The 11,440-nt window shown below is 72.6% G+C and carries 10 protein-coding genes and 1 pseudogene; 5 read left to right on the plus strand and 6 right to left on the minus strand.

Annotation, left to right across the window (positions count from 1 at the left end; genetic code table 11):
* Nucleotides 1-22: 22 nt before the first annotated feature.
* Complete coding sequence (locus tag ACFWTE_RS03770; protein WP_378777699.1) at nt 23-1,804, minus strand: PD-(D/E)XK nuclease family protein; 1,782 nt, start codon at nt 1,802-1,804, stop codon at nt 23-25.
* A gap of 434 nt (nt 1,805-2,238) precedes the next feature.
* Here ACFWTE_RS03770 and ACFWTE_RS03775 point away from each other — a divergent pair, with 434 nt between their 5' ends.
* Nucleotides 2,239-2,694, plus strand: a complete 456-nt coding sequence (locus tag ACFWTE_RS03775) for a GNAT family N-acetyltransferase (protein WP_378777739.1) — start codon at nt 2,239-2,241, stop codon at nt 2,692-2,694.
* A 61-nt stretch (nt 2,695-2,755) separates the two neighbouring features.
* On the opposite strand, the gene ACFWTE_RS03780 is transcribed toward ACFWTE_RS03775, so the two are convergent.
* Nucleotides 2,756-4,333: a hypothetical protein gene (locus ACFWTE_RS03780; RefSeq protein WP_378777701.1), complete on the minus strand. Its 1,578-nt coding sequence runs from the start codon at nt 4,331-4,333 to the stop codon at nt 2,756-2,758.
* A gap of 350 nt (nt 4,334-4,683) precedes the next feature.
* On the minus strand, nt 4,684-5,457 hold the full coding sequence (locus tag ACFWTE_RS03785) for a class I SAM-dependent methyltransferase (protein ID WP_378777702.1): 774 nt from the start codon (nt 5,455-5,457) through the stop codon (nt 4,684-4,686).
* A gap of 337 nt (nt 5,458-5,794) precedes the next feature.
* Between ACFWTE_RS03785 and ACFWTE_RS03790 the strand changes: the two genes are divergently transcribed.
* Nucleotides 5,795-6,625, plus strand: a complete 831-nt coding sequence (locus tag ACFWTE_RS03790) for a hypothetical protein (protein WP_378777704.1) — start codon at nt 5,795-5,797, stop codon at nt 6,623-6,625.
* A gap of 227 nt (nt 6,626-6,852) precedes the next feature.
* Here the strand turns inward: ACFWTE_RS03790 and ACFWTE_RS03795 are convergent.
* Nucleotides 6,853-7,278 (minus strand): annotated as a pseudogene (locus ACFWTE_RS03795) (DUF6177 family protein); the annotation flags it as partial.
* A gap of 74 nt (nt 7,279-7,352) precedes the next feature.
* On the opposite strand from ACFWTE_RS03795, the gene ACFWTE_RS03800 reads away from it, so the two are divergent.
* Both ACFWTE_RS03800 and ACFWTE_RS03805 read left to right on the plus strand, forming a co-directional pair.
* Nucleotides 7,353-7,892, plus strand: a complete 540-nt coding sequence (locus ACFWTE_RS03800) for a hypothetical protein (protein ID WP_378777706.1) — start codon at nt 7,353-7,355, stop codon at nt 7,890-7,892.
* 14 nt (nt 7,893-7,906) lie between these two features.
* The gene (locus ACFWTE_RS03805; protein WP_378777708.1) at nt 7,907-8,335 is read left to right on the plus strand and encodes a hypothetical protein; all 429 of its coding nucleotides are present in this window, start codon (nt 7,907-7,909) and stop codon (nt 8,333-8,335) included.
* A gap of 342 nt (nt 8,336-8,677) precedes the next feature.
* On the opposite strand, the gene ACFWTE_RS03810 is transcribed toward ACFWTE_RS03805, so the two are convergent.
* Nucleotides 8,678-9,853 (minus strand): AAA family ATPase, encoded by a 1,176-nt coding sequence (locus tag ACFWTE_RS03810; protein WP_378777710.1) that lies wholly within the window; start codon nt 9,851-9,853, stop codon nt 8,678-8,680.
* The gene (locus tag ACFWTE_RS03815) at nt 9,837-10,622 is read right to left on the minus strand and encodes an RNA ligase family protein (RefSeq protein WP_378777712.1); all 786 of its coding nucleotides are present in this window, start codon (nt 10,620-10,622) and stop codon (nt 9,837-9,839) included. The genes ACFWTE_RS03810 and ACFWTE_RS03815 overlap by 17 nt, the downstream gene beginning before the upstream one ends.
* Before the next feature lie 565 nt (nt 10,623-11,187).
* Between ACFWTE_RS03815 and ACFWTE_RS03820 the strand changes: the two genes are divergently transcribed.
* Nucleotides 11,188-11,440, plus strand: a 253-nt coding sequence (locus ACFWTE_RS03820) for a threonine dehydratase (protein WP_378777714.1), incomplete at its 3' end; no start/stop codon positions are given.

Below are 11,440 nucleotides of genomic sequence, written 5' to 3' on the forward strand. Positions count from 1 at the left end.
CGGGCGGTGGCGGCCCCGCCCGTCACCGCCCCGGCGGCGCGGGACCCCGCGCACGCTCCTCCGGCCCCCGCTCCCGGGACGCCCCGCCGACGGTGGCCGGGCACCAGCGCAGGTAGGGGCAGTCCCGGCAGACCCCGCCCGGGGTCGGGGGGTGCCGGAGGTCGCGGTGCCAGGGCTCGGCGAGAGCGTGGACCACCTGCCGTGCCCCGGCCCGGACCCCGTCCGCGCCGGGGTCGATCGACCGCACGTGCGCGCCGTCGGGGGTGAGGACCTCCAGCTCCACCGCGGACCCCGCCTCCAGGGGAAGTGCCCCGGACGCGAAGAGCAGGACGGCCAGGGCCAGCGCGGGCTCGCGGTCCATCAGGCCGTGCTCGTCAGAGGGCAGGTCGGCGGTGGCCGTCCTGACGTCCCGGTAGCACCAGGACCCGCCCCGGTGGTGGAGCAGGTCGGGCCTGGCCAGGACGAGGACGTCGGCCCGGGTGTCGTCGGCGGCCACGGTGCGGCCCACCCGGACGTGGCCCCCGGACCGGAGCCCGCCCAGCGGGCAGACCCCGATGTGCGCGGCGATCATCGCGGCCCCCCGGCGGGCCTCCCCGCCGCTGAGCGTCCGCCCGCCCGCGCTCCAGGAACCGCGGTCCCCGGGCAGGTCCTCGGGGCCGCAGGCCCTGCGCGGCTGTCGCCCGTGCAGCCGTCGCAGCCAGGCCCGGACGGCGCCGTCCCGGTGCGAGGCCGCGGGTTCCCCGGACACGGAGTTCTCCGGCGGGTCCCCCGGCAGGCCGAGGGAGTGGAAGTGGTTGCGCGCCGGGCAGCCCCGGAAGCGCAGGCCCTCGGCCACCGACCAGGACCTGCGGGGCCGGGAGCGGTCGTGGACGCCGAGGAGCCCGGGCGCGGCCGGAAGGCGCCCGCAACCGGACCGCACACCGCAGGACAGGCAGTCGGGGCCGGGGGACCGGGCCCCGCCGACCAGGGCCGAGCGCAGGCCCTCCCGGCCCGCGGCGTCGAAGAACTCCCCCGCCTCGGCGGCGGTGGCGTCGTAGAGCACGGCGGTGGAGGAGTCCAGACAGGACCCCTGGACCACCCGCACCCGGTCCGGTGGCTCCCGGTCGGCGGCGGGGCCGCCGTGGCGCCCCCTCATCGGGTAGGGGACGCCGTTCCGGTAGCGGCCGGGGCGGCTCGCGTAGACGTCGCGGTCCACCCCGGCGCCGGTGGCCAGCACGTACGCGGCGACAGCCACCTCCGCGTCCGCGAGGCGCCGGTCGCCCGCCGGCCCCAGGACCGGGACGCGCAGCTCCCGCACCCGGTGCTCGCCGTCCCGGTACGCGTATCCGCGGCCCCGGGCGCACACCTCGTAGGGCCGGGAGTGGGAGGAGCCCCGGTCCGGCATGTACTGCCGCACCCAGAAGTCCGGCACCGGGACGCGGACGAGGCCGTCCCGCGCACCGTCCCCGGCCAGGCCGCCGAGGTAGGCCCGTGCCGCGTGCCGGACCCAGGTCAGCAGACCGCCGTGCGGCGGGACGACCAGCTCACCCATCACGTCCGTGCTCCGCCGGCCGGGCGCGGGAAGCCGCGAGCACGCGTCCGCGACCGTCAGCCCCCGGTGCTCGACCAGGTCCAGGACGGCGTCGAGGAGGACGAGCGGGGAGTCCGCGAGGGGAGGCGGTCGGAGCGCGGGGTCCCGCCGCAGGGCGTGGTCGGCCCGCGTCCGGCGGTGCGTGGGGCAGCCGTCCCGGGCCAGGACCGCGGCACTGCTGAAGAGCCGTATGACGGGTGCGTGGTCGTCGCTGTCGCGGGTCCTGTCGGTCACGGTTCCCCCTTCTGGGAGAAGGGTGGCACGATCCGGGCCCGGCCGCCGCAGGCCTGTGGACAAACCTCTCGGAGCGCGACGGTAAGGCTCCCACAACGGACTCGGCTCCCCTGGGGCCCGGAGGCAACGCAGGCATTCCCACGGCGTACCGCCGAGGGGGAGCGGCCGCGGCGCCCTGCCGAGGACGCCGACGGCCGGGACGCCCGCCGCCACGGGCACGAGGAATACGCGGCCGTCCGCGGCGCCCGGGTGGCACCGCGCGGCCGGGAGCGGGAGCGGATCTCCAGTGGCGGGGAAGCTGGGAATAAACCTCCGTAAAAAGTCACTCACGGTGACGATTTCCCCTCCATGAGTGGTGCGGCGAAGACCCGCTCGGCACCCCCTCATCATGTTGAATGACCTGCATGATCGTGCGTCGAGTACTTCCCGATGAGATGAACGCCGTCAGCGAACTGCGAGTGATGGCCTACACGGCCGACGGCCTTGTGAACGTGAACCCGGCCTACGTCGAGGCGTTGCGGCTCCTGGGGGCGGACGGCCGCGGCGAGGTCCTGGTGGTGGTGGAGGACGAACGGCTCCTGGGGACGATCATGTTCGAGCCATGGTCGCCGGAGAGCGAGATCGCCCGCAACGCCGACGAGGCGGAGGTGCGCGCCTTCGCCGTCTCACCCGAGGCCCGGGGGCTCGGGGTCGGCCGGGACCTGGTGAACGCGACGGTGGAGAGGGCGCGCGAGGAGGGGGTGTCCCGCCTGCTGGTGGCCGCGCTCCCGGAGATGGTCGCGGCCCAGTACGTGTACGGGGCGCGCGGCTTCCGGCGGGTGCCCGACCGGGACCTGTCACCGCTGCCCGACGTCGAGCTCCTGGCCTACGAGCTCGTGGTCAAGGACTGAGGGCCCGCCCCCGGCGGGGCCGGGGGCGGAAGGACCGCGCCGGGAGGGAGGGGCGAGCGCCTCAGTAGAGGGCCGGGGCCGACCGGACCCGGCCGGCGGCCTCCGCCAGCGGCGCTCCCAGCGCCCCGTCGGAGAGCCGGTCCAGCACCGTGTCGGCGACCGGGTGACCGGTCAGCCACACGGCCCGCACGAACTCCTCGGCGCACCCCGCGTACCGCTCCCGGTCCTGCTCCGGGAGCGGCCGACCCGCGTCGAACCGGATCGCGTAGCCGTCGAGCACCGCCCACACCGCCTGGTGCGACAGGGGCTCGGCGGAGGGTGGGGCGTCGCGGAGCCCGCGCGCCCACCCGCCCAGCACGGGGTGGTGCACGTACAGCTGCAGGACCGGGGACAGGTCCTCGTCCAGGGCCGACAGGGCCCCCGCCACCCGTTCCCTGCGGTGCCAGGCGTCGGGGGCGTCGGCGGCCTCGAACAGGTCGCACACGGCGCTCTCGGTCTCGCGCGCGGCCAGCCACCTCTCCAGCAGACCCTCGGTGTCCACCGGGCGCCCCCCGTCCACGAGCGCGAGGACGTCCTCGGCGTCCATCCCGGCGAGGGGCGGGGCGACCAGGACCTCGGCCCCCGACTGGCGCAGCTGGCGCACCATGAAGTGGTCGCCGAGCCGGGTGACGCGGAACCGCCCGGCGGCGGCGGGTTCGACCGCACCCAGCGAGGCCAGGACGCCGAGCACCCGGCGCACGTGCCGCCCGGGGTCCTCGCCCGCGGGGGCCGCCCCGGAACCGCACACCCCGACCAGCTCGCCGGGCGTGCGCGCCTCACCGTGGGCGAACAGGTCGGTGAGCAGCAGGAAGGTCGTCATCCCGCGGTGGCCGGCCATGGTCAGCAGGGCGTCCGCCCAGCCGTCGGCGACCGCGCCCGGTACCCCCTCCGCCCACGCCCGCGCGGACCGCCCCGGCAGGACGCGCGTGTACGTCGTGCGCAGCAGACCGGCGTGACGGGCGACGGCGAACAGCGCCCGCACCTCGTCGGGCGTCCGGCCCAGGGCGGCGGCGGCCCCGGCGGCGTCGGCCGGGGCCAGCTCGTCGCCCCCGTCCCCGTCGGAGCGCAGGTCCTTGCCCTCGCCCACCCAGGCGGCCAGCCGGGCGGCGTCGGCCAGCGGGCGGCACCGGTGGGCGGCGGCGTCCAGGTCCTCGGAGGGCGCCGGGACGACGGGGCACAGCGGTTCGGGGCCTGTACCCTCCCCGACGCCGAGCCGGTCCAGCAGCGGTCGCGCGGCCTCCTCCACGGCGGCCCCGTACGCCGGTCCGGGCGGTCCTTCCGGTGAGAGGTCGACCGCGGCGATGGCCCCGCGCAGCCTGCGGGGGCTCTCCGAGGACAGCAGGAGCCCCTCCTCGACCAGGAAGTCGCACCAGGTCAGCCAGGTTGCCCGGAGGTCGGTGGGTGTCTGGTCCCAGTACCGGACGGTGCGGGCGATGTCGTGCACGTCCGCGGTGGACCAGTCGCCGGGGTCGTGCGCCCCGGCGTCCAGGTGCGCGGCCAGGAGGAAGAGCAGGGTGCGGGGCTCCAGGACGGGGCGGGGGTCGAGGCCCCCGGCCCACTCCAGACACGCGTGCACGGCAGAATGGATGCGCTCAGTCATTGCCCTGTCACCCGACGTGGTATGAGTCGCCGAAACGGCATCAGGCTAAACCCGCCGGACGCACCCGCGCGGGAGAACGCGGAAATCGCGCCTATCCCAGGTCGGAGGCGGTGGAACAGGGGGTCCGTCCGCTCCGCGGTGACGGAGCCGGGGCGCGGACCGGCACGGGCCCGAGGCCGGACGGCGAACTAGGTCGTGTTTTTTGGATCCTTCCGGGCCGCGTCCACCAGGCTTCCTCTCGCCGCGCCTCTGCGCTCGTGAAGCACAACCAGGCTGAACTTCGCACATCGTCTTGCGAGAGATCGCCTGGACGGCCGCTCGCCGACCCGAAAACCTCCAAAAAACACTCCCTAGTCCTCCGAACCGGTGGGCGAGGACGGTACCTCGACGACGAAGAACAGGAAGCCGATCTTGGTCGACAGGCTCCGAAAGCCCTCGGGGAACAGCTCGCGGGCGGCCGGGTCGGGCTGTGGCTCGCTGATGACGCAGAGGCGGAAACCGGCGGCGGTGAAGGCATCGGTCATCGCGTGCAACGGCCTGCGCCAGAACCTCAGCCGGACGGACCGCCCGCTGAACGTGAACTCGTCGGAGTAGCTGGTGGTCGCGGAGTAGTCGGGCCGGGGGTCCTGGATCGCGTAGTCCGCGAACGGGTGCTGCACCGACGCGATCAGCCGGCCGCCGGGCCTGAGCACGCGCCGCATCTCGGCCAGCGTCGGCCCCCAGTCCTCCAGGTAGTGCAGCACCAGCGACGCGACCACGTCGTCGAACGCGCCGTCGGCGAAGGGGAGGGGGCCGCCCAGGTCGACCACGCGCAGGTCCGTGTCGTCGCCGAGCCGCCGCCTGGCCAACGCCAGCATCTCGGCGCTGGCGTCGATGCCGGTGACGTCGGCACCGCGGTCGCGCAGGGCAGCGGCCAGGGGGCCCGCACCGCAGCCGGCGTCCAGGATCCGGCGGCCGGTCACGTCCGCGGCGAGGGCCACCATCGCGGGCCGCTCGTAGTAGGCGTTCTGGAGGTTGCTCTCGTTGTCGGACGCGTACGCCTCGGCGAAGCTGTCGTAGCCGTTCGCCGGAGCCGGATCCGCGGGCCGGGCGAGAACCTCGGGTGTCTCGGCTGTTCGGTCCATCGGTGCAGCCTAGCTTTCACGGGATCGGCCGGACAGAACCCGGGAGTGGCAAGAACCGGCCACGTGAAGTCCTGGGTCGGCGCACTCCCGTGGAAGTGTTCGACGATCAGCCGAGGTCGCTCCGACAACCAGGTGTTGCACCGGCCGGTTGGACCCACCCAGTACACCGGTCCGGCCTTTGGCCGCCGTTGCGCCGAGGCGGGGACCGCTCCATCGACGGGGCGGACGGGGCCGTGCTACGACAACGCCGTCACCGAGAGCTTCTTCGCGTGGTTGGGAGGTCGAGGGCGAGGAACCAGGTCTCCGTACCCGACCAGCGGAGCACCGGGGGCGAGGAGTGCCGTGTGTCCGGGAAACTACTGTCGAAGGCACCCTCGAAGGGGGCGACCAGATCTTCCTCGGCGAACTGTGCGCCGACCACGACCCGGACCAGGAACCCGCCTGGACCGACCTGGACCGGGCAGAGCAGAGGGACGAGGCCGTCGAGGCCGGGACCGCGTCCGTGGTCGCACTGGACGTGGCCACGGGGCAGGAGAACTGGCGGCGTGAATGGCCCACCCACCCGCAGGAGTCCACGCCGATCCTGTTCTGGGGCGGGCACCCGCGCCCCGGCGCGACACCGGTCCTTGTGACCGGCGAGCGCGTCCTGGACGCCACGACCGGACAGGACCGACTCCCGGACCTGCCCGTGGACCTGCTCGACATCGACCAGTTCGGGATCGTGGACGAGGACTCCTTCCCGCACGCGGACAGCGCGGGCGCGGTCCTGGTCGAACGCGGTCACCCCGACGAACCATCCGAACCGATCGTTCTCCACCACGCCGACGCCACGGGAGAGGTCGTGGACACCACGGTGCTGGAGAACTCCGAACCCGGACGGCTGTTGTCAGAGGGGGTCGTGCTGGAGGACGCGCTGGTGGCCGCAGGCGTGGAGTACACCGCCGGCCTGGGAGTGCCGACCGTTCTGGTGGGCGGACTGGGACGGGAGATCACCGCGGAGAACACGCGTCGGATCCCCCTCGGCGGCGAGCTCGACCGGGACCGGAACGGCTGGTACGGCGGACCCCACCGCCTCGTCCCCGTACCGGGAGCGCTGGTCTCCTACCTGGACCTGGGCGAGGATCCCGAGGGTGCGGACCTGACCGCGGTGTACGGCTTGGTGCCGTGACCGCGTCGGGCTTCTGGGGGCCTCGCCCAGTGCCATCGCACACCGTGGGTTCGGGGGCTGGTCCCGGGGGCTCCAGGTTGGCGGACGTGAGGACCAGTACGAGCACCACGACCACCAGGACCAGGAGCGGCACCCCCGACACCCTGAGCGACACGGGGCCCAAGGCTCGCGAGAACCCTGCCGTACACAGACACGGCGGGCTTTTCAGTGCGTGATCGCGCGGTGGCTCACGGTGCCGTCGCGTGTGTGCCCCCAGGGGAAGGGGCGCTGTCGGCGGGGCCACCGCTGGGCCCCCCAACGTGGGCGTCGGGAGGGCCGTCGGGGTACAGGTGGGCCATCAGCCCCCGGAACCGCACCCAGGAGTCGTGCTCCACCCCGGTGCCCACCTGGTACCAGAGCGCGGGTGTTAGCGGCGGCCCGAACGGCAACGGGCGCACGGGGGTGCCCAGTGCGCGACCGGTGCCGATGACGGCCACCGCCTCCTGGCCCAGGGCCATACCCACCGGCAGCGGCAGGCCCGCCCAGTGGGGCGCGTAGGTGAGGTCGGCGCGACCGCCCGCCCGCCGCACCGTCATAGCCCGCAGCACGTCCCGTTCGGTCAGTTCCCTGACCAGTGAGGGCAGTACCGACAGGTCGGGTTCGGTGCCCTCGGGGTACCCGACGGAGGCAGACCCCCATCGGCCATGAGGGCAGGAACTACTTCGACGAGTACAACGCGCTCGACGATGTGGAACACGTCTACGACGGTTCTTCCTGGCAGGGCGGGCATGTCATCGCGAGCAACTTCTTCGCCGGCCCTGGGGAGCGCATCAACATCATCCCCATGCTCAAGTCCCTGAACCACCCCGGTGGGAGCGCGACCTTCGCCGACAACTGGGGACGCCTCGAATACCTCTGGCACGGGATCCTCTCGGGGAACGACGGGAACCTGGGCAGGGCGTACAGCACCGGTCACGCGGAGAACCACCCGGGTGGGAAACCGGCTCTCATCGACCAGTGGCGCAAACTCGCGGGCGACAAGCCCTCGATCACGTTCCGGGTGGAAGTCGAATACGATGACTCACTCACGGATTTCAACCGAGCTGAATTCCAGGCGAGGCAGGACAACCTCAACAGCTATGCGCATCAGTACGACAGGAACCGTCCCGAGGAAATGAATAATCTGGGAGCTCCGCCTTCAGAAATAGTAGTAGACTGGTCGCTTAATGGTGTGGACCAGGCGAGGTTGAATTACGATAACCACCCCACGCGGACTCCAAGGAATTAGTGGAAGGAAGTTCGATGGATCTTGCCCAGCAGCAGGAGCTGGTGCGCGCCATGGCCCTTGAACTGGTCGAGGCGGCCCCGGGCGGTTGGGCCTCGATGAATTACAGGTATGACTACATCGGGGGCGTTGCGGCGAGCGAGAACCTCGTAACATTCGAGAACGGGGAGACGGAGAGGAAGCGTCATCCGAGCCCTGTCGACAAGAAGGCCAAGTTCCTCAAGGGTGAGATGTACCAGGAGGGCAAGGGGGCTTGGCTTGCCATGTCGATTTCGGTGACCAGGCCGGGAAAGTTCAAGGCGGAATTCCATTATGACAGGGAGTTGGGGGTCCACCCGATTTCCCCGTCGCCGGAAAGCTATGTCTTCGAGCTGGGGAAGTTCCCCCGGGACGACGACGCGATCTCCGACTGGCTCAGGGAGAAGATCGGCCAGGCGCAGGGATAGACCGTTGGCGGGAAGTGGGCGCCCCATGGTGAGCACGAGGACGCCACCTCCGACGACGACCGCCCCCGCGACCCACAGCGGGACCGCGATCCAGCGATGGCGGTCGAGGAAGCTCGCGGGTTCTGCACGGTGTTTGCCATGCGACCACTCTGGGCTCGGCCGCGGCCGAGCCCATGAATAGCCGTACTCGTGCGCGGCGGCCGCCCCTTCCAAAAACACCGCGAGTACAGCCCACGTGAGTCGGCCGTGCCCCGGACCGGGCGACCCAGGCAGGCGGGCGGTGGCAGTGGTGAAGGCCAGACCTGCTGAGGCGCGGCCCGGCTTCCAGCAGCCTGCCCCGCCCTACCCCCCGGTCGCGACGTGGGTGATGCGGTGCGCCTCGGTGGGGTCGGGGCACTCCCAGCGGCGGACCATCCGCTCGACCGCGGATGCCGGGACGGGGGAGTCCCTGCGGTCCAGGCGCGCGCGCAGAACCCTCGGCGGTGCCTCCACGGAGACGATGTCCACGCGGGCCCGGTAGGCGGCGGCCATGCCCACGCACTGGTCGCGCAGCTGACGGGAGACGTTGGTGGCGTTCCACACGAACGGCCGCCCCGCGCGCAGGTGCTCGCGGGCGCGCTCGTGGGCGGCGGCCGCCACCGGCCGCTGGTCGGCGGTCGGGCGCACGCCCAGTTCGGTGCGCAGCGCGTCCAGGCTCACCACCGGCGTGTGAGGGAGGTGGCGGGCGATCCAGGTGTCCTTGCCCGCCCCGGGCAGCCCCGACATGACCGTCACCCAGGTGCGGGTGTCGTCGTGGGCCGCGTAGTCGGGATCGCGGTCGGGTTTGCGGAAGAACCAGAACCGCGCGTGGTCGGAGGGGAAGTCGCGCGGCCGGTCCAGGCACCGCTGCTCCGCGCAGTACTCGCCGTACAGTCCGATGCTGTCCAGGACCTCGGCGGTGTCGCCGCAGTGCCTGCCCAGGATGTCGGCCGTGGCCAGCAGCACCAGGTCGTCGTTGCGCGCGAGCAGGCTCACCCGGAACGCGATCTGGCGCAGGTCGGGGCGCTCCAGCGCCCAGAACGGCACCTGGTGGTGGCGCACCAGCGCCGCCACGTGCTCGCGCCACCGCGCCGCGGCGAGGTGGTCGGCCTCGCTGGCCCTGCCCGGGCGGGCCGTGCCCTGTGGTCCCGACTCCCACAGCAGGCGGCGCACCATCAGGTCGCCGCGCCGCGAGTGGCCGTGCGCCCTCACACGGCCCTCCCCGTCCCGGCGGGTGCAGTAGGGCTTGGCGACGTCGTGCAGCAGGACCGCGGCGAACAGCCGCACCCTGTCCGGGGCGGGCCGTGCCCGCCATGCGGGGAGCCCTGCCAGGGCCTCGCAGGCCATCCGGGTGTGCACCTCCACGTCGCCCTCGGCGTGGTGTACCGGGTCCTGTTCCACCCCCGCCAGGTCGCGCACCCAGGGGAAGGCCGCCCTGACCCGCTCCCAGTCCAGGTCCCAGTACGGGGGAGCGGGGCACAGCTCATCGAAGACCCGCATAGAGCACCTCCGGTTCGGCCAGGCCGTTCGCGATCACGGGCCGGTCCATCCAGTGCGTGCCCGAGTCCAGGACGGCGGCCGTGAACCCCGAGCGCACCCATTTGTACCGGTCGACGGTGTGGTCGCCCTCCTCGACCTTGATGTACAGGCCCTCCATCAGGTCGGAGCCGTCGCCCTCGGCCAGGGCGCGCTCGGGGTCGGCGCCGCCGGCCACCGCGGCCCGGGTCAGGGCCTGGCGCCAGGCGGGTGTGCGGCAGGTGGAGGGTCCCACCAGGGAGGTCAGGTCCTGCAGGCGGTCCAGGGGGCCGGAGTGCAGCACGGGTACCGGCACCACGGGGGTCCCCTCCAGCAGTTCCCTGCGCCGGGGGGTGGACAGGAACGCGTCCTCGCGGGTGTCCAGCACGTCGAACTCGCAGAAGAAGTGGGGGAGCGCGTCGTAGAAGACCGTGTGCCTGGCGTACAGCCACTCGCCGTACAGCACGTACCGCTCACCGAGCCGCGGCCACAACCGGGGGGCCACGGCCGCGGCCCACGCCTTGAACGGGGCGAACTGCCGTTCACGGGGTCCGCCCGTCAGGTAGTGGCCCCGGCTCTGGAGGAGAAGCTCGCCCCCGGGCCCGAAGCTGATGCCGGCGTTGGCGCCGTCGAGCTTCTCCTCCACGACCAGGTGCCGCCCGGACAGCGCGTCGAACGGCACGGCGGACAGGTCGTGGTCGCCCGCCTGGAGGCGGGAGCCGCGGATGTGCCGGGTGCGGGGGTACTTGCGCATGGGTGCGGTTCTACACGTCGGCCCACCCGCACCGCCACCTGTTTTTCCGGAGGGGCGGTGCGCGTCCCGCGTATTCTCCGGCCACGGCGCCCGGTTTCTCGTTCCCGAACTCCACGGGTGCCGGCGCTGCCCGCCGCGGGAGATATCCACCTACCCCAGGATCGCGTTCGCCGTATTCGACGGGGTCCGCCCCCCGTGCCGACTCGGCAGTCCGAACCGCATCCGGGACCGGAACGAATTCATATCCGCGTTGCCGCGGCAGTCGTCAGTGTGTCGGGTTCGCGGAGCAGGCCGCCATGGTCTGATCCGCCATTGTCGAAGCGGCGTTTCCGGCCGTATCGCTCGGCGACGGCAGAAGCGACCACGCGGCGATGACGGCCGAGTATGCGTCCGGGCGGGGGCTGAATCTTTCGTCGTATTTCCGGCGCGGAGCGAAACGTGAAAAGCATAACCGTTCCCATTCCTTTTTCGTACCCGAGGGTTTTGCCGCGTATATGTTTCCCTCGCGAGGGCTGCCGGTTTACGGTGTCCCCGTACCATTCCGGTGACGTACACAGGGGGAGACATGGCGACGCAGCACCAGGTGCACGAGGGGCATGCGCACGAGCACGGCACGGGTTGCGGGCACGTGGCGGTGCCGCACGGGGACCACGTCGACTACGTACACGACGGACACCTGCACCACGAGCACCAGGACCACGTGGACGAGTGCTCCGCCGAGGGGCACCAGGTGCACGAGGGGCATGCGCACGAGCACGGCACGGGTTGCGGGCACGTGGCGGTGCCGCACGGGGACCACGTCGACTACGTACACGACG

Origin of the sequence: Nocardiopsis sp. NPDC058631, assembly GCF_042716955.1 — a bacterium.
Taxonomy (GTDB): Bacteria; Actinomycetota; Actinomycetes; order Streptosporangiales; family Streptosporangiaceae; genus Nocardiopsis.